The organism is Rugamonas aquatica, from assembly GCF_009380215.1.
Lineage (GTDB): Bacteria > Pseudomonadota > Gammaproteobacteria > Burkholderiales > Burkholderiaceae_D > Rugamonas > Rugamonas aquatica_B.
On record NZ_WHUG01000014.1, the window covers coordinates 25,816 to 43,224 of the forward strand.

At 63.3% G+C, this 17,409-nt stretch carries 17 protein-coding genes; 13 read left to right on the forward strand and 4 right to left on the reverse strand.

Annotation, left to right across the window (positions count from 1 at the left end):
• Positions 1-8: 8 nt before the first annotated feature.
• Positions 9-449 (reverse strand): DUF2844 domain-containing protein, encoded by a 441-nt coding sequence (locus GEV02_RS25680; RefSeq protein WP_235922946.1) that lies wholly within the window; start codon positions 447-449, stop codon positions 9-11.
• Between the two features lie 161 nt (positions 450-610).
• Positions 611-3,013 (reverse strand): TonB-dependent receptor plug domain-containing protein, encoded by a 2,403-nt coding sequence (locus GEV02_RS25685; RefSeq protein ID WP_152840765.1) that lies wholly within the window; start codon positions 3,011-3,013, stop codon positions 611-613.
• Positions 3,014-3,248: 235 nt separating this feature from the next.
• Between GEV02_RS25685 and GEV02_RS25690 the strand changes: the two genes are divergently transcribed.
• Positions 3,249-6,413: an error-prone DNA polymerase gene (locus tag GEV02_RS25690; protein ID WP_152840766.1), complete on the forward strand. Its 3,165-nt coding sequence runs from the start codon at positions 3,249-3,251 to the stop codon at positions 6,411-6,413.
• On the opposite strand, the gene GEV02_RS25695 is transcribed toward GEV02_RS25690, so the two are convergent.
• Complete coding sequence (locus GEV02_RS25695; protein WP_152840767.1) at positions 6,414-6,599, reverse strand: hypothetical protein; 186 nt, start codon at positions 6,597-6,599, stop codon at positions 6,414-6,416.
• On the reverse strand, positions 6,599-7,018 hold the full coding sequence (locus GEV02_RS25700) for a PRC-barrel domain-containing protein (RefSeq protein ID WP_152840874.1): 420 nt from the start codon (positions 7,016-7,018) through the stop codon (positions 6,599-6,601). The genes GEV02_RS25695 and GEV02_RS25700 overlap by 1 nt, the downstream gene beginning before the upstream one ends.
• A 223-nt stretch (positions 7,019-7,241) precedes the next feature.
• Here GEV02_RS25700 and GEV02_RS25705 point away from each other — a divergent pair, with 223 nt between their 5' ends.
• The 12 genes from GEV02_RS25705 (at position 7,242) to GEV02_RS25760 (ending at position 17,407) form a co-directional block, all read left to right on the forward strand.
• Positions 7,242-8,930: a CTP synthase gene (locus GEV02_RS25705; RefSeq protein WP_152840768.1), complete on the forward strand. Its 1,689-nt coding sequence runs from the start codon at positions 7,242-7,244 to the stop codon at positions 8,928-8,930.
• Complete coding sequence (kdsA, locus tag GEV02_RS25710; RefSeq protein ID WP_008451144.1) at positions 8,927-9,781, forward strand: 3-deoxy-8-phosphooctulonate synthase; 855 nt, start codon at positions 8,927-8,929, stop codon at positions 9,779-9,781. The genes GEV02_RS25705 and kdsA overlap by 4 nt, the downstream gene beginning before the upstream one ends.
• Before the next feature lie 129 nt (positions 9,782-9,910).
• Positions 9,911-11,194, forward strand: coding sequence for a phosphopyruvate hydratase (eno, locus tag GEV02_RS25715; protein WP_008451142.1), 1,284 nt, complete (start codon positions 9,911-9,913; stop codon positions 11,192-11,194).
• 43 nt (positions 11,195-11,237) lie between these two features.
• Positions 11,238-11,558 (forward strand): cell division protein FtsB, encoded by a 321-nt coding sequence (gene ftsB, locus GEV02_RS25720; RefSeq protein WP_152840769.1) that lies wholly within the window; start codon positions 11,238-11,240, stop codon positions 11,556-11,558.
• Between the two features lie 7 nt (positions 11,559-11,565).
• A complete protein-coding gene (locus tag GEV02_RS25725) occupies positions 11,566-12,363 on the forward strand; it encodes an ABC transporter substrate-binding protein (RefSeq protein ID WP_152840770.1) in 798 nt (265 codons plus the stop codon).
• Positions 12,364-12,367: 4 nt separating this feature from the next.
• On the forward strand, positions 12,368-12,763 hold the full coding sequence (locus GEV02_RS25730; protein WP_152840771.1) for a VOC family protein: 396 nt from the start codon (positions 12,368-12,370) through the stop codon (positions 12,761-12,763).
• A 168-nt stretch (positions 12,764-12,931) separates the two neighbouring features.
• Positions 12,932-13,846 carry a L,D-transpeptidase family protein gene (locus tag GEV02_RS25735; protein ID WP_152840772.1) on the forward strand — a complete coding sequence of 305 codons (915 nt, stop codon included), beginning with the start codon at positions 12,932-12,934 and terminating at the stop codon, positions 13,844-13,846.
• A 75-nt stretch (positions 13,847-13,921) separates the two neighbouring features.
• On the forward strand, positions 13,922-14,233 hold the full coding sequence (locus tag GEV02_RS25740) for a DUF4124 domain-containing protein (protein ID WP_152840773.1): 312 nt from the start codon (positions 13,922-13,924) through the stop codon (positions 14,231-14,233).
• A 129-nt stretch (positions 14,234-14,362) separates the two neighbouring features.
• Positions 14,363-15,559, forward strand: coding sequence for a hypothetical protein (locus tag GEV02_RS25745; RefSeq protein WP_152840774.1), 1,197 nt, complete (start codon positions 14,363-14,365; stop codon positions 15,557-15,559).
• A gap of 47 nt (positions 15,560-15,606) precedes the next feature.
• On the forward strand, positions 15,607-15,996 hold the full coding sequence (locus tag GEV02_RS25750; protein ID WP_152840775.1) for a VOC family protein: 390 nt from the start codon (positions 15,607-15,609) through the stop codon (positions 15,994-15,996).
• 77 nt (positions 15,997-16,073) lie between these two features.
• Positions 16,074-16,766, forward strand: a complete 693-nt coding sequence (locus tag GEV02_RS25755; RefSeq protein ID WP_152840776.1) for an aspartate/glutamate racemase family protein — start codon at positions 16,074-16,076, stop codon at positions 16,764-16,766.
• A 14-nt stretch (positions 16,767-16,780) separates the two neighbouring features.
• Positions 16,781-17,407 (forward strand): glutathione S-transferase, encoded by a 627-nt coding sequence (locus GEV02_RS25760; protein WP_152840777.1) that lies wholly within the window; start codon positions 16,781-16,783, stop codon positions 17,405-17,407.
• The last annotated feature ends 2 nt before the right edge of the window (positions 17,408-17,409 follow it).

The following is a 17,409-nucleotide window of genomic DNA, read 5'->3' on the forward strand; positions in this document are numbered from 1 at the left end:
GCAACTCCCTATTCGATGACGCTGGTGTCGAAACCGGCCGGCAGCGCGCCCGGCATCCACGCATGGCCGGCGTAGGCGCGCATGTGGCCGCCGGAGACGATCACCACATCCTGCTGCTCGACCGCCAGTTGCGAGTGGCCGGCCTTGGGGCGCTTGGCGGCCGTGGCGGTCAGCACAGCGAACTTGTCGCCCAGCAGCGTGCGCAGGTCGGGCAGGGCGGGGCCGTTCCAGCTGACGGCGAACACCACGCCGTCGGCGTTCATGTACTCGCGCACCACGGTGCCGCTGTCGAGCGTGCTCTGGCTGACGGTGTAGACCGCCGCACTGTCGCCGGCTGCTGCGGCCAGCGAGCGTGCGCCCTGCCGCACGGGCGTCGTGCCGAAGTTGGATGGAGAACTGCCCAGCGCGGCATAGGCGAGCGCGCCTTGCAGCAGCGAGAGTACCAACATGAGTAAGAATGCCCGGCGCATCGTCCGCTCCTGTGCCTAAGATGCAGGCAGTGTAGAACGGTGCCGGGTTGGATGGCGTTAGCGAGATGTAAGCAAACGTTACGTGTCGCCGGAAACGAAAACGGCGCCCGCAGGCGCCGTCGATGCTCACCGCAGCAAGCTTAGAACTTGACGTACAGACGGCCGAAGTAGGAAGCGCCGTTCAGGCCGAACTGCACGCTCTCATACTTGAAACCGTTGTCGGTCTGGTCCGGGTTCTGCGTCGTTGGCTTGACGTTGAAGATGTTGTTGCCGCCGAAGGTGAACTTCATGTTCTTGTTGATGGTGTAGGTGAAGCTCAGGTCGGCCGAGGTCTTCGACTCGTAGTGCTGGTTAGGCACGCCGGCTGCCGTACCGTCGAAGGTGCCCAGCGTCTGCGGGCCGAAGTGGATGATCTTCAGATCGCTTTCCCACGGGCCGGTCACATAGTCGAAGCCCAGCGTGGCCTTCGAGCGCGGCGCGCCTTGCTCGATGTACAGGCGTTCCTTCTCCGACAGCAGCACATCCTCGAAGCCCTTCAGCGATGCCGGCGCATGGATGCCGGTCACTTCCGTCTTGCTGACGTTGAGCGCCAGGAAGGTGGTCAGCTTGTTGGGACCGAAGTTGGTCTTGTGCGACGCGGTCAGGTCCAGGCCCTGGGTCTTGGTGTCGACCGAGTTGACGAAGAACTGCGCTTCGCCCACGCCCAGCTTGGCCAGGCGCTCGGCCAGGGCTGGATAGGTGTCGGCATTGAAGCGGCCCGACAGCACGATGCGGTCCTTGATCTTGATGTTGTACAGGTCGGCGGTGACGGAGACGGCGGCGTTCGGCGTCCAGGTCGAGCCCAGCGTGAAGCTGGTCGACTTCTCTTCCTTCAGCTTCGGAATGCCGGCCGCGTTGGCGACGGTGCCGCCGTTCGGCGCCAGCACCACGTCGGTGGCCACGCCGCCGATGAAATCGGTGAAGGTGGACGAGAAATACACCTGCTGCAGCGACGGCGCGCGGAAGCCGGTGCTGGCCGAGCCGCGCAGCAGCACGCTGTCGGCCACGCGCACGCTGCCGGCCAGCTTGCCGGTGACGGTCGAGCCGAAGTCGCTGAACTTCTCGTAGCGCAGCGCGCCCTGCAGCTTGACGGTCTTGCTCAGGTCAGCTTCCAGGTCGAGGTAGGCGGCGGTGCTGTGGCGCTTGGCGTTGACCTGGTCGCCAGGCTGGAAGCCGGGGAAGCCCTGGCTGCCGGCGTTGCCGCCGAAGCCGATGCCGTCGACGTCGTTGTACGAGCCCGGTTCGCCGGCGAAGATCTTGTAATTCTCGCTGCGGTACTCGCCGCCGAAGGCGACGTTCAGGCCGTCACCGACCAGGCCGTCGTAGTAGTGGTTCAGGTCGAGGTTGGTGGTCAGCTGCTGGAACGAGAAACCGCCGGCGTCGAAACGGTCCGGGCTGATGCCCTTGCCGCCGGCCAGCAGATCCTTGTTGGCGATCGAGGCGTTGATCGTGTGGCTGATGTTGTACTTCATCTTGTTGTAGCCGTAGGTCTGCGACACGTCCATATTCCAGTCGCCCACGGTGCCGCGATGGCCGACGGTGGCGTAGCGGTCGTCGATGTCGGCATTGATGAAGGGCACGAAGCCGTTCGGGTACATGGCGGCCGAGTTGCGGCTCGGGATGTCGTCGGAACCGACGCCGCCGCGCGCGAACGCGGCGCTCGATGCATCGCGGGTCTGGGCGCCGGCGGTGAAGTAGAGCTTGCCCGTGCCGGTGGTCGGCAGTTCGCCGTTCAGGTACAGCGACTGGTTCTTGGTCTTGGTGTCGCCGATGATGCGCGGGTTGCCGGCGTCGGCGCGGTTGGAGCGGCCACGGTCCAGGTACTCGCCGGTGATGCCGAGCACGCCGCCGCTGCCGATCTCGAAGCCGCAGTAGGCCGAGGTCAGGTAGTTCTTGCCGTCGCGCTTGGAGTATTCGCTGAAGCCGGCGATGGCTTCGCAGCCCTTGCTCTTCTTCAGGCCGATGTCGATCACGCCGGCGATGGCGTCCGAGCCGTACTGGGCGGCGGCGCCGTCACGCAGCACCTGCACGTCCTTAATCGCCAGCAGCGGAATGGTGTTCATGTCGGTGCCGGTGTTGCCGCGGTTGCGGGCGCCGAACAGGTTGACCAGCGCGGTGGTGTGGCGGCGCTTGCCGTTGACCAGCACCAGGGTCTGGTCGGAGCCGAGGCCGCGCAGCGCGGCGGAGTCGACCAGGTCGGCGCCGTCGGAGCCGCTCTGGCGGGTCGAGTTGAACGATGGCGAGATATAGGTCAGCGTTTGCGCCAGGTCGAACTGGCCGCCTTGTTCTGTGGTCTTGCTCATCGGGATGATATCGACCGGCACGACGGTGTCGGTGGACGAACTGGCCGCGCGGCGCGAACCGACCACGCTGACCGACTGTATCTGGGTTTCCTGCTTGGCTTCAGGGGCGGTCTGCGCGAAGGCGGAGGGGGCGAAGCTCAGGGCTGCTGCACCGTACAGGCTGAGCAGTACGGCATGACGTAAAGGCGTGGTTGCGAACAAGTTTTCTCTCCCGTGAAAAATTTGATTCTATTCAAATAGTTCATAAGGAAATGATTTTTCTGACAATTTTGCAGCCAAACTTTATTTACTGTTGTTTTTGCCGCGCAGGCTCTGCGTAGTGCTACGTAGAACCATAGTTTTAGCCAATAAAACCGCCGGCACCCACTATTAAGTTTGTTCATGGTTGAACGGCGCGCAGGGTGTATTATACTGTATAAAAACACAGTTAAAAATCATGGGTCCATCCTCCGCCCAGGGCTTGCCGGCTTATGCCGAGCTGTTTTGCCTGACCAATTTTTCCTTCCTCCAGAGCGCGTCCAGCGCCGAGGAGCTGGTCGCGCGCGCCGTGCAGCTCGATTACGCCGGCCTGGCGATCACCGACGAATGCTCGCTGGCCGGCGTGGTGCGCGCGCACGCGCAGGCCAAGGCTGCCAATCTGCCGCTGCTGATCGGCAGCCATTTCCACCTGAAGAACCCGGACGGCAGCCCGGCGCTGTCGCTGATCGCGCTGGCGCAGGACCGCGAAGGCTACGGCAATCTCTGCGAGCTCATCACGATAGGCCGCAACCGCGTCGCCAAGGGCAGCTATCTGCTCACGCCTGCCGACCTGACCGCGCCGCCTGCCGCCCATGCACACCTGAAGGGCTTGCCCGGTTGCCTGATGATCTTGCTGCCGCATTACCCGGCCTTCCAGCCGGACGATGTCGACCGCCTGCACGCGCAGGCGGCGTGGATGGAGGCTAACTTTCCCGGCCGCAGCTGGATGGGGCTGAGTCTGCTCCAGCGCGCGTTTGACGAGGCGCACCGGCTCAGCATTGACGAGGTGGCTTTGCAGCACGGCATGCGGGTGGTGGCGGTCGGTCATGTCTGCATGCATGTGCGTTCGCGCAAGCCGCTGCACGATACCTTGTGCGCGGTGCGCGTCGGCAAGCCGGTGGGGGAGTGTGGTTACGCGCTGGCGCAGAACGCCGAGCAGCATCTGCGCTCGCGGCTGCGGCTGGCGAACCTGTATCCGCCGCAGGCGCTGGCGGAAACGATTAGCATCATGGAGCGGTGCGAGTTCAATCTCAACCAGCTGCGCTACGAATACCCGCGCGAGCTGGTGCCGCAAGGCCAGACGCCGGCCAGCTATCTGCGGCAGGAAGTGTATGCCGGCGCGCAGGGACGCTTTCCGGCGGGCTTGTCCGTCAAGGTGCGCGACCAGATCGAGAAGGAACTGGAGCTGATTGCGGAGCTGAAGTACGAGCCTTACTTCCTGACGGTTTACGACATCGTTCGCTTTGCCCGCTCCCAGGGCATACTGTGCCAGGGCAGGGGATCGGCGGCCAACTCGGTGGTCTGCTATTGCCTCGGCGTGACCGAGGTCGATCCCGAGCGCAGCAATATGCTGACGGGGCGCTTCATTTCCCGGGAGCGCAATGAACCGCCCGACATCGATGTCGACTTCGAGCACCAGCGGCGTGAGGAGGTGATCCAGTACATCTACCAAAAATACGGTGCCGACCGCGCCGCGCTGGCGGCCGTCGTCATCAGCTATCGTCCGAAGAGCGCGCTGCGTGACAGCGGCAAGGCGCTGGGCGTGGACCTGGCCATCGTCGAGAAGGTGGCCAAGGCCCACCACTGGTTCGACAGCCGCAACGACCTGCTGGGCCGTCTGGCCGAGTGCGGACTGGACCCCGAATCGCAACTGGCGCAGCAATGGGCCGCGCTGGCGATCAGCCTGCTTGGCTTCCCGCGCCATCTGTCGCAGCATCCGGGCGGCTTCGTCATCTCGCACGACAAACTGTCGCGGCTGGTGCCGATCGAGGCCGCCACGATGGAGGGGCGCTGCGTGATCCAGTGGGACAAGGACGATCTGGAAGAGCTGGGCCTGATGAAGGTGGACGTGCTGGCTCTGGGCATGCTGTCGGCGCTGCGGCGCGCGCTGGAGCTGGTGAGCGCGCAGCGCGGCGAGCCGTTCAGGATGCAGGACATCCCCAAGGAAGACCCCGCCACCTACGACATGATGTGCGAGGCCGACACCATCGGCGTGTTCCAGATCGAATCGCGCGCGCAGATGAGCATGCTGCCGCGTCTGCGTCCCCGGGAGTTTTACGATCTGGTGATCGAAGTGGCGATCGTGCGGCCGGGGCCGATCCAGGGCGGCATGGTGCATCCGTATCTGCAGCGGCGCATGCGGCGCGAGGAAATCCACTATCCGCCGAGGCTGAAGGAAGCGCTGGGCCGCACGCTGGGTGTGCCGATTTTCCAGGAGCAGGTCATGCAGATCGCCGTCATCGCCGCCGGCTTCACCGAGGGCGAGGCTGACCAGTTGCGGCGCGCGATGGCCGCGTGGAAGCGCAAGGGCGGCGTGGACAAATACGAGCAGCGCATCAAGGACGGCATGCGCGAGCGCGGCTACGAGGCTGATTTCGCCGACGCGATCTGCAAGCAAATTGAAGGCTTCGGCGAATACGGTTTCCCCGAATCGCATTCCGCCAGCTTCGCCTTGCTGACCTATGCCAGTTCCTGGCTCAAGTGCCACGAACCGGCCGCCTTCCTGTGCGCGCTGCTGAACAGCCAGCCGATGGGTTTCTACAGCCCGTCGCAACTGGTGCAGGACGCCAAACGCCACGGCGTGCAGGTGCGCGAAATCGATGTCACCATCAGCGGCTGGGATACCTCGCTGGAAGAGCGGGTGGGCAGGCGCGGCCAGCCGGCGGTGCGCCTGGGGCTGTCGATGTTGAAGGGCATGCGCGCCGAAGCGGCCGCCCGCATTGAGCAGGCGCGGGCCGAGCGCCCTTTCGCCAGCGTCGCCGACATGGCGCGGCGCGCGGACCTGGAGCGCCACGATCTGCAAGTACTAGCCGGCGGCAACGCCCTGCATCAGCTGTCGGGCAATCGCAGGCAAGCCTTGTGGCAGGCGGTCGGCGCCGTGCCGGACAAGGATTTGCTGCGGCCGACCATGCCGGACGAAGACATCCCCGTGCTGAAACCGCCGACGGAAGGCGAGGAAATCCTGGGCGACTACCGCTCGCACGGCCTGACCCTGGGCCGCCATCCGCTGGCGCTGCTGCGGGCCAGGCTGCTGGAGCACCGTTTCCTGCCGGCCGCCACGCTGAATACCTACACCAACGGCATGCTGGCGCGCGCCTGCGGCATGGTCACGGTGCGGCAGCGCCCCGGCACGGCCAAGGGCGTGCTGTTCATTACGCTGGAGGACGAGACCGGCAACGTCAACGTCATCATCTGGCCGGCGCTGGTCGAGCAGCAGCGGCGCGAGGTATTGAGCGCGCCGCTGCTGGGTGTGTATGGCGTCTGGCAGCAGGAGGGCGTGGTGCGCCACCTGGTCGCCAAACGGCTGGTCGACATGTCCCACCTGCTGGGACGGCTGCCGACCATCAGCCGCGATTTCTGCTGATTAGCGCTGTCCGCGCCGCAAATGTACCGCCACCGTTGATTCGTGTCCGTCCGACCAGCTGCCCAGCATGACGGGCACGCCCGTCTGCCGGCGCTGCGGGCGGCGGAAGTAGTGGCGGAAAAGCCAGCTGGCGGCAAGGCCGCCAACGGCGGCCGTTCCCACCAGCACGATGATGGCGGCAAACATTATCGGATGTCCGCGCTACGGTTGCCGCTGGTACCGTAGTAGGTGTGGATCTGGCTGGCCCAGGTCTGGTTGGCCATGTTCGGCCAGTGGTCGGTATCGAAGCCCGGGGCGTTTTCGATGCGCTCCTTGTCCAGGTTCAGCGTGAAGCGCTTGTTGATCGTATCCAGCGTCAGTGCTTCCCAAGGCACGGCGAACAGTTTTTCGCCGATGGTGAACACGCCGCCGTACGACATCACCGCATAGGCGATGTTGCCGGTGCGCATGTCGAGCATGATCTCCTTGATCTCGCCCAGGTGATCGTCCTTCAGATTGTGCACATGGTTGCCGATCAGCGTGTCGGCGCCCATCAGTTCCGGACCGGGGCCTTTATGGCCGTTGTCCACATACATGCCCAAGGCATCGAGTTCTTCGTAGTTCATCATGACCTCCCTGTTTGATTGAGTTGTCATTTTTGCCTGCCCACGGGTGGCGGTCTGTACGGTGAAACACCGTGCTGACGGATAGGCAAGCTGGCTGTTTTTGCACTTTCCCTCATAGGAGTTTCCCGCCCGGTTGAGGATTTTTCCGGGCAGGAAGGTGAAGAATCGGACGTTTTAGGGTATAATTTCAATTTCCCGCACGTGCCGTTCGGCACCATCTGCAATGACCAAATTTGTCTTCGTCACTGGCGGCGTCGTGTCTTCCCTTGGTAAAGGGATTGCCGCCGCCTCTCTCGCCGCGATCCTCGAATCGCGCGGCCTCAAAGTCACCATGCTCAAGCTCGACCCGTACATCAACGTCGATCCTGGCACGATGAGCCCTATGCAGCACGGTGAAGTATTCGTCACCGACGACGGGGCCGAAACCGACCTCGACCTCGGCCACTACGAGCGCTTCATTTCCACCCGCATGAAAAAGGTGAACAACTTCACCACCGGCCAGATCTACGAATCGGTGATCCGCAAGGAACGCCGCGGCGAGTACCTGGGCAAGACCGTGCAGGTCATCCCTCACATCACCAACGAAATCCAGGACTACATCCGTCGCGGCGCCGAAGGCTACGACGTGGCCCTGTGCGAAATCGGCGGTACCGTGGGCGATATCGAATCGCTGCCGTTCCTGGAAGCCGCGCGTCAGCTGAGCCTGCGCGCTGGCCGCAAGAACACCGCCTTCGTCCACCTGACGCTGGTGCCGTTCATCGCCTCCGCCGGCGAGCTGAAGACCAAGCCTACCCAGCACTCGGTGCAGAAGCTGCGCGAAATCGGCATCTCGCCGAACGCACTGCTGTGCCGCGCCGACCGCGCCATCCCGGAAGACGAACGCGCCAAGATCTCGCTGTTCTCGAACATCGAAGAGCAGGCCGTCATTTCCGTGTGGGACGTCGACACCATCTACAAAGTGCCGCAGATGCTGCACGACCAGGGCCTGGACGCGATCATCTGCGAAGCGCTGGACCTGAACCCGGCCCCGGCCGACCTGTCGGTCTGGAGCCGTTTGATCTACACGCTGGAGCATCCGAAGAGCGAAGTGTCGATCGGCATGGTCGGCAAGTATGTGGAACTGACCGAGTCGTACAAGTCGCTGACCGAAGCGCTGCGCCACGCCGGCATCCACAACGAATCCAAGGTCAACATCGAGTACATCGACTCGGAAGAGATCGAGACCACCGGCTGCGCCGCGCTGGGCAAGTACGACGCCATCCTGGTACCGGGCGGCTTCGGCAAGCGCGGCGTGGAAGGCAAGATCATGGCCGCCCAGTTCGCCCGTGAAAACAAGATCCCTTACCTGGGCATCTGCCTCGGCATGCAGGTGGCGCTGATCGAATACGCCCGCCACAAGGCCGGCCTGACCACCGCCAACTCCACCGAGTTCGACCTGGACACCGCGCAGCCTGTGGTCGCCCTGATCGACGAGTGGCAAGGCCAGGACGGCAAGGTCGAGAAGCGCGACGAGAACTCCGACCTGGGCGGCACCATGCGCCTGGGCGCGCAAACCTGCGCCATCAAGCCGGGCACGCTGGCGTCGGAAATCTACGGCGCGGTCGTCACCGAGCGTCACCGTCACCGCTACGAAGCCAACAACCACTACCTGCCGCGCGTGGAAGCGGCCGGCCTGGTGGTCGCGGCCCGTACCCCGACCGAAGACCTGTGCGAAATCATGGAACTGCCGCGCACCGGCGAGAACTCGCACCCTTGGTACATGGGCGTGCAGTACCACCCTGAATTCAAATCGACCCCGCGTGACGGCCATCCGCTGTTCACGTCCTACATCAAGGCAGCACTGGCCCACAAGGCCGCCGGCGGTTCCCGCCTGCATGCTGTCGACGATGCACTGCAAGGAGATGCAGCATGAAACTGTGCGGATTTGACGTTGGCCTCGACCAGCCGTTCTTCCTGATCGCCGGCACCTGCGTGATCGAATCGCGCCAGATGGCGTTCGACACCGCCGGCGCGCTGAAGGAAATGACGGCCGCGCTGGGCATCCCGTTCATCTACAAGTCCTCGTTCGACAAGGCCAATCGTTCCTCCGGTACCTCGTACCGTGGTCCGGGCCGCGACAAGGGCCTGGAGATCCTGGGCGACGTCAAACGCGAACTGGGCGTGCCGGTGCTGACCGACGTGCACTCGATCGATGAAATCGCCGAAGTATCGGCGGTGGTCGACGTGCTGCAAACCCCGGCCTTCCTCTGCCGCCAGACCGACTTCATCGTCGCCTGCGCCGAGTCCGGCCTGCCGGTCAACATCAAGAAGGGCCAGTTCCTCGCCCCGCACGACATGAAGAACGTCATCGACAAAGCCCGCCTGGCCGCCAAGGCCAAGGGTCTGAACGAAGACAACTTCATGGCCTGCGAGCGCGGCGCCTCCTTCGGCTACAACAACCTGGTCTCGGACATGCGTTCGCTGGCCATCATGCGCGAATCGAACTGCCCTGTGGTGTTCGATGCGACCCATTCGGTGCAACTGCCAGGCGGTAACGGCACGTCGTCCGGTGGCATGCGTGAAATGGTGCCGGTGCTGTCGCGCGCGGCCGTGGCCGTCGGCGTGGCCGGCTTGTTCATGGAAACGCATCCCAACCCTGCAGAAGCCCTGTCGGACGGCCCGAACGCCGTGCCGCTGGGTCGCATGAAGGAGTTGCTGTCCACGCTGATCGAGCTGGACCGTATCACCAAAAAAGCTGGCTTCCTGGAAAACAGCTTCAACTAATGCAGCATACCTGGCGTACGGGTTTTCGTATGATGGCTCCGCCTGCGCCGGGTACAATTCCCGTTATTTCGTCCGCAACGCGCATCAGAACGCGTAGCGACTTCGCATCGCCTAACTTTGGAGAATGACATGAGTGCTATTGTTGACATTATCGGCCGTGAAATCATCGACTCGCGCGGCAATCCTACCGTCGAATGCGACGTGCTGCTGGAATCCGGCGTCATGGGCCGCGCTGCTGTACCGTCGGGTGCATCGACCGGTTCGCGCGAAGCGATCGAACTGCGCGACGGCGATCCGAAGCGTTACTTCGGCAAGGGCGTGCTGCAAGCCTGCGAGAACATCAACACCGAAATCTCGGAAGCCATCATGGGCCTGGACGCCAATGAGCAAGCTTTCCTGGACCGCACTCTGATCGACCTGGACGGCACCGAAAACAAGGCACGCCTGGGCGCCAACGCCATGCTGGCCGTGTCGATGGCTGTCGCCAAAGCCGCCGCTGAAGAAGCCGGCCTGCCGCTGTACCGCTACTTCGGCGGTTCGGGCGCGATGCAACTGCCAGTGCCGATGATGAACGTCATCAACGGCGGCGCGCACGCCGACAACAACCTGGACATCCAGGAATTCATGATCATTCCAGTTGGCGCACCTTCCTTCAAGGAAGCGGTCCGCTACGGCGCCGAAGTGTTCCACACGCTGAAAAAGATCCTGCACAAGAAGGGTCTGAGCACCGCCGTGGGCGACGAAGGCGGTTTCGCGCCATCGCTGGCCAACCATGAAGAAGCGATCAAGCTGATTATCCAGGCGATCGAAGAAGCCGGCTACGAGCCAGGCACCCAGATCGCCATCGGCCTGGACTGCGCTGCTTCCGAGTTCTACAAGGACGGCAAGTACGAGCTGGAAGGCGAGGGCTTGAGCCTGACCGCCACCGAGTTCACCAACCTGCTGGCGACCTGGTGCGATAAGTACCCGATCATCTCGATCGAAGACGCGATGCACGAAGGCGACTGGGACGGCTGGGCGATCCTGACCAAGGAATTGGGCAAGAAGATCCAGCTGGTGGGCGACGACCTGTACGTCACCAACACCAAGATCCTGAAAGAAGGCATCTCGAAAGGCATCGCCAACTCGATCCTGATCAAGATTAACCAGATCGGCACCCTGACCGAAACCTTCGCCGCCATCGAAATGGCCAAGCGCGCCGGCTACACCGCCGTGATCTCGCACCGTTCGGGCGAAACCGAAGATTCGACCATCGCCGATATCGCTGTTGGCCTGAACGCCCTGCAGATCAAGACCGGCTCGATGTCGCGTTCGGACCGCATGGCCAAGTACAACCAGCTGCTGCGTATCGAAGAAGATCTGGGCGATATCGCTTCCTACCCGGGCCGCGACGCGTTCTATAATCTGAAGTAATTAAGCAAGCGCGGCCGGATTACTTCCGGCCGCTGTTCACTCCATGCGTCTGATCACCCTCGCACTGACAGCCCTGCTGTTGTTGATACAGTACCCGCTCTGGCTGGGGAAGGGCGGGTGGCTGCGCGTGAAAGACTTCGAAGGCCAGGTTGATACGGCCCACAAGAAAAACGCGGAACTGATCGCCCGCAACGCCAAGCTCGACTCCGAAGTGCGCGACCTCAAGGACGGCACCGGCGCAGTGGAGGAGCGTGCTCGCTACGAGCTCAGCATGATTAAGCAAAACGAAATCTTCATCCAGATCGTCGGCAAGGGCCAGGCCGCTGCGCTGCCGCCGCTGGCGCCCAAACCTTCCGACCACTGATTCTTCCATGGCGATCCGCGCTGGCATACTGCTGATGTTGGCCACGCTTACTCCGCTGGCACAGAGTGCCGGTGTTTGCACGCCGCTGCGGGTCGGCTATATGGACCAGAACCGGCCGCCTTACTGGATGGGCGAGGGCGAGCAAGTGCCTGAACCGCCCGGCGCGGCGGTGGACCTGATACGCAACGCCGTCATGGGTTCCGGCTTCAACTGCCTGCCGACGCTGGTGCGCTTGCCGGTGGCGCGCCTGCGGGTGGCGCTGGAGGCGGGCGACATCGACATGACGCCGCTGGCCGAACAACCCAGTTATGCCGCCGAGATCGCGCTGCCGCGCGACAAGGACGGCCACGTCGACCGCAACCGCGCGCTGCACAACACGGTGGTGGTGCTGGTGCGCGTCAAGGACAAGATACCGTCCAGCGCCAATCCCAATGACTACTTCCGCGGCAAGGTGCTGGGTTCGCCGCAAGGCAACTCCTACAATGCGCGCCTGCGCGAAGCCGGCCTGACCATCGACGACGGCGCCCGCGACCTGGAGCGCAATATCGAGAAGCTCAAGCTGGGGCGGGTGGACGGCGTGGTGGTCAACCTGGTCAAGCCCGAGCATCTGGCCTTGACGCTGAAACGCTATCACGGCGCGGTGGTGCAGTTGCCGCAGCCCTTGATTAACACGCGGCTGTGGCTGGCGTTCAACGCCGGCTACTACCGCGCCCATCATGACCAGGTCGAAGCGCTGTGGAGCTGGCTGGACGCGCACCGCGGCCGCCTCGGCGACGTCATGCAAAAATACCGCAAACCGGAGTGAAGCCATGAGCAATCCCTTGCACCAACTCAGCGCCATCAGCCTGTTCGTCGAAGACGTGGCGGCGGCCAAGGCGTTTTATGTCGACGTGTTCGGCGTGCCGGTGGTGTATGAGGATGCGGTATCGGCGGCGCTGAAGTTCGAGCAGCTCATCATCAACCTGCTGCATGTGGGGAGCGCGCCGGAGATCATCGCTCCAGGCGTGGTGGCGCCGCGCGACGCCGGCTCGCGCTTCCAGATCAGCATCTGGGTGCCGGATGTGGATGCGGTCTGCGCCCAATTGCGGCAGCGCGGTGTTACCATTCTGGCAGGCCCCGTCAACCGCCCCTGGGGCATGCGCACCGCTAACTTTGTCGACCCCGCAGGCCATAGCTGGGAAGTCGCACAACAACTGGAATCCTGACTATGCTGCATCACATTTCCTTCGGCGTGCGCGATCTCGCGCTCGCCGGCGCCTTCCATGCCGCCGCGCTGCGCGTCGGCCGCCATTGATGCAAAGCCAGTCTTGTGAACCGCCTCGGTGAATACGCATAAGCTAGAATAAGCACCCCTTACGTTATTCGAGTCTGGCTTGAGAGTCTTATTTTTTGTCGCATTGCTGGCGGCTGGCACAGCCGGCGCAGCCACCGTCGGCCCGAAGGCGCACGGCCCGGAAGTGCTGCGCGCACAAGTGCTGCTGGACCGCGCACACTTTTCCACCGGCGAAATGGACGCCGCCTACGGCAGCAATATGCGCCAGGCCATACGCGGCTTCCAGAAGCTGCACCAGCTGCCGCTGACTGGCGTGGTCGATGCCGCCACCTGGACTGAGCTGGAGCGCGACCAGGCGCCCGTGCTGGACAGCTACACCATCACCGCACAAGACATCGCCGGACCCTACACGCCCATCCCGGCCGGCATGATGGCCAAGTCCAAGCTGCCCGCGCTGGGCTACGCCAGCCTGGCCGAAGCGCTGGGCGAGCGCTTCCACTCCAGCCCCGACCTGCTGCGCCGCCTCAACCCCGGCAAATCGCTGACGCGCGCCGGCACCCGCATCACCGTTCCCAACGTGGCCGCCGCCAAGCCGCTGCCGAAAGCCAGCTCCATCCTGGTCGATGCGAAGGACGGCACGCTGACGCTGCTCGACGCGGGCGGCATGCCGTTCGCGCAATTCCCCGCCAGCACAGGCAGCAAGCACGACCCGCTGCCCGAAGGCCGCTGGCAGGTGCGCGGCGTCGCCACCGATCCCGAATACCGCTACAACCCCAAGCTGTTCTGGGACGCCAGGGCGGGCGACGCCAAGGCCCGCCTCGCGGCCGGCCCCAACAACCCGGTCGGCGTCGCGTGGATAGAACTGAGCAAGGAACACTACGGCATCCACGGCACGCCCGAGCCAGGCAAGATCGGCAAGACCCAGTCGCACGGCTGCATCCGCCTCACCAACTGGGACGTGATGGCCGTGGTCCACTCCATCGCGCGCGGCGCGGTGGTGTTATTGCAAGAGTAGTGACATTTCAATAGATTTCCAAAAGGAAATTTTTTGTACAATCGGGCCGTCGATTCTTCATGAGAACAATCCTCCATGACCCGCTTACTACTGACCATCACCTTGCTCTGCGCCAGCGCCGCCGGCCACGCGCAAGTCTACAAATGGGCCGACGCCCAGGGCCGCATCCACTACACCGACAACAAGGACGATGCCGGCGATTTGCCCATCGCTGAGTTGAAGATGAACGGCCAGCCGACCGTGCTGCCGGCGCCGCAAGCCCATGGCCCGACCTGGCAGCAGCGCGACGCCGAGTTCAGGCAGCGCCTGCAATACAAGCTGCTGGCCCCCGGCTTCCGACCGCGCCGACAGGTCGCGCACGAGCAGGTGGGGGAGCGCCAGTCCTGACTGCTAGTTGTGTGGGGTCGTGTGGCGCAAACACAGCAGGCTCGTTTATGTCGCTGGCATGGACACGGTCGCCGGGCTACAATCAACGCTCATCGTTGTTTTTTGGATAACCTTTTGAAAGGGACTACCATGGCGACACCTGAGCAACTGGCGCAAGTGAAGGAAAATATCAGCAACCTGATGGACCTGACCAACCATGTGCACGACTACATGCAGGACGTCCTCAACGGGGTCTACCAGGAGCTGTCGCAGGATGCCTCGCCGGATCCTGGGCAGAAAGAACTGTCCACGTTTTTCACTGCGGTGTTCACTTGCATCGGACTGCTTGATTTCCCAGGCGCGGGTATCTTCGGCACCTTCCTCGGCACGTTCTTCGGCGCTTACTCCGGCCCGGACGAGCCGCCCAGCCTGAAATCCACGTTTGGCTCGCTGTGGCTGCGCATGGACCAGACTTTCCTGCAGGCCAATGACGATCTGTCGCTCATCCATGCCGATCCGGCCGCCTACTGGAACAAGAGTTATACCAATCCGCTGAATCAGCATAGCGCGCCGGTCTCCAGCTTGGGCGATCCCAAAGTGACCCTGCCTGCCAAGTCTGATCCGAAATTCCAGAAAATAACAGACGCCATCATCAACAAGTCCTGGTATGAAACGACGCGCATCACCATCGGCCAGAAGTTCCATATCGCGCTGGTCACTACCCAGCCGGCGACCCCGTTTCTGACTGGGGAGACCGACGCCCAATTCGCGCAGTTCGGCGCTGACAGCATCGGCAAAAAAACCTACAGCTATTTCGCGTCACGCCACGCCTTCACTACAAATTGCTGCAAAGATCCTTTGGACGGCATACAGTACTCGCAATTCGGCCTCAGGACGTCGAATGGATGGGCCGCGCCGGATCTGTGCGCGTGGCTGTTCCGAGACAACCAGTTTGGTACGGTTACCAATCCGCTGGGCATTGCAAACCGTTTCGAGGTGTTTACCCAATGGAAAATTCCGGGAACCGATTTGATACTAAACTGGCCTGGCTCCGTCTGGTCCGCGGCCCCGGCCGTCTTGTCGCCGCAAGACCAGGAGCATGCCCAAGCTTGGAACCACCTGCTCGAAGGCACCTCCCGGCAGGAATTGGAGAAGCGACTGATACGTAAATTCTACGCAGACCCCGCCTTCGCCCGCGCACTGATCAGCGAGCCGGAAAAGGCCATCGCGGCCGAATTGGGTGTGGAACTGCCATCGCTCGTCAAGGTCGAAGTACTGCGCGAAACGCCCGGCAACTACAAGCTGGTCATTCCAACTGTTGGCCTTGCCGCTTATCTCGCGCCGTAAGCATGGTCCGGAGCTCCGCTACGCTAAAATGACAACAGGAGGTGCGTATGACTATCCATCTTGATCATTTGTTGATACCCGTGCGCGACAAGATCGCCGCGGCAAAGCAGCTGGCGGAACTGCTGGACGTGCCCTGGTCGAGCACCGGCGTCGGCCCCTTCGCGCCGGTGTTCGTCAGCGACAGCCTGACCATCGACTTCGACCAGTGGCCGGGACCCATCCCGCTGCAGCACTATTGCTTCCGCGTGCAGCAGGCGGACTTCGACGCCATCCTCGGCCGCATCAAGGCCGCCGGCATCCCTTATCGCAGCTCGGTGTTTGCGGATAACGACAACCAGATCGGCAGCTACAACGGCGGCAGCATCGTCTATTGGAATCAGCCCGACGGCCACCAGTGGGAAATCCTGACCGTCAGCTACGCCCGCCCCGAGGCCTGAGCAAAAATACCCGGCGGCGTGTATGCTTGCGGGCCGGGTCCGCACGTCGCGAGGCCGGTCTTGCGGAGGGAGCGCGGTTGAAAACGATAGGCCTGATAGGCGGCATGAGCTGGGAATCGACGGTACCTTACTACCGCCAGATCAACGAGACGGTGAAGCAGCATCTGGGCGGCCTGCACTCGGCCAAGGTGGTGCTGTACAGCGTGGACTTCCACGAAATCGAACGCCTGCAGCACGCCGGCGACTGGGACGCGGCCGGCGCCGTGCTGGCCGATGCGGCGCGCTCGCTGCGCGCGGCCGGCGCGGACTTCCTGGTCCTGTGCACCAACACCATGCACAAGGTGGCACCCGCCATCGAGGCGGCGGTGGACATCCCGCTGTTCCACATCGCCGACCCGACCGCCGCCGAGATCAAGCACGCCGGCTTGCACAAGATCGGCCTGCTGGGCACGCGCTTCACGATGGAGCAAGCCTTCTACAAGGACCGTCTGCGCGAGCGCCACGGCCTCGACGTGGTGGTGCCCGAGCAGCACGACCGCGACATCGTCCACCGCATCATCTACGAAGAACTGTGCCTGGGCCGCATCGTCGACAGTTCGCGCGACGAATACCGCCGCATCATCGCTGGCTTGGTGGAGCAGGGCGCGCAGGCTATCATACTGGGCTGCACAGAAATCTCGTTGCTGGTCGCGCAGCGGGACGCCGCCGTGCCGCTGTTCGACACCACCGCCATCCACGCGCGCAAGGCCGCCGAATGGGCGCTGGCTTAATTATTGGAGAAAACATGAAATTAATCGGTATGCTGGATTCGCCATACGTGCGCCGCGTGGCCGTCACGCTACAGTTGATGGGAGTGCGCTTCGAACACCAATCGCTGTCGGTGTTCAGCACCTACGAACAATTCCGCCAGATCAATCCGGTGGTCAAGGCGCCGACCCTGGTGGCCGACGACGGCACCGTGCTGATGGACTCGACCCTGATCGTGCAATACGCGGAAGCGCTGGCCATGCCGGTCAGCCGCCTGACGCCGTCGATGCCGACCGAACTGATGCGCTCGCTGCGCGTGCTCGGGCTGGCGCTGGCCGCCTGCGACAAGGGCGTGCAACTGGTGTACGAGCGCATGGTGCGTCCGGCCGAGAAGCTGCACCAGCCGTGGGTGGACCGCGTCACCGCGCAGATGCTGTCGGCCTTCGACGCGCTGGAAGCCGAGCTGCGCGCCCATCCGCTGTCGGTGGCGGCGCTCGACCATGCCGGCGTGATGACGGCCGTCACCTGGCACTTCATGCAGCAGATGCTGCCGGAAGTGGTCGATGCATCCCGCTATCCGCTGCAAGCCGAATTCTCGCGCCAGGCCGAAGCGCTGCCAGCCTTCCAGGCCGCGCCGCACGGCGACACCACCTACATCGCTTAAAA

Bases quoted from the DNA above. Each gene is read 5' to 3' on its own strand.
- GEV02_RS25680 (WP_235922946.1), bottom strand. From the start codon at position 449: ATGTTGGTACTCTCGCTGCTGCAAGGCGCGCTCGCCTATGCCGCGCTG.
- GEV02_RS25760 (WP_152840777.1), top strand. From the start codon at position 16,781: ATGAAATTAATCGGTATGCTGGATTCGCCATACGTGCGCCGCGTGGCC.
- GEV02_RS25705 (WP_152840768.1), top strand. From the start codon at position 7,242: ATGACCAAATTTGTCTTCGTCACTGGCGGCGTCGTGTCTTCCCTTGGT.
- GEV02_RS25695 (WP_152840767.1), bottom strand. From the start codon at position 6,599: ATGTTTGCCGCCATCATCGTGCTGGTGGGAACGGCCGCCGTTGGCGGC.
- eno (WP_008451142.1), top strand. From the start codon at position 9,911: ATGAGTGCTATTGTTGACATTATCGGCCGTGAAATCATCGACTCGCGC.
- GEV02_RS25740 (WP_152840773.1), top strand. From the start codon at position 13,922: ATGACCCGCTTACTACTGACCATCACCTTGCTCTGCGCCAGCGCCGCC.
- GEV02_RS25750 (WP_152840775.1), top strand. From the start codon at position 15,607: ATGACTATCCATCTTGATCATTTGTTGATACCCGTGCGCGACAAGATC.
- GEV02_RS25730 (WP_152840771.1), top strand. From the start codon at position 12,368: ATGAGCAATCCCTTGCACCAACTCAGCGCCATCAGCCTGTTCGTCGAA.
- GEV02_RS25745 (WP_152840774.1), top strand. From the start codon at position 14,363: ATGGCGACACCTGAGCAACTGGCGCAAGTGAAGGAAAATATCAGCAAC.
- ftsB (WP_152840769.1), top strand. From the start codon at position 11,238: ATGCGTCTGATCACCCTCGCACTGACAGCCCTGCTGTTGTTGATACAG.
- GEV02_RS25700 (WP_152840874.1), bottom strand. From the start codon at position 7,018: ATGAACTACGAAGAACTCGATGCCTTGGGCATGTATGTGGACAACGGC.
- GEV02_RS25725 (WP_152840770.1), top strand. From the start codon at position 11,566: ATGGCGATCCGCGCTGGCATACTGCTGATGTTGGCCACGCTTACTCCG.
- GEV02_RS25690 (WP_152840766.1), top strand. From the start codon at position 3,249: ATGGGTCCATCCTCCGCCCAGGGCTTGCCGGCTTATGCCGAGCTGTTT.
- kdsA (WP_008451144.1), top strand. From the start codon at position 8,927: ATGAAACTGTGCGGATTTGACGTTGGCCTCGACCAGCCGTTCTTCCTG.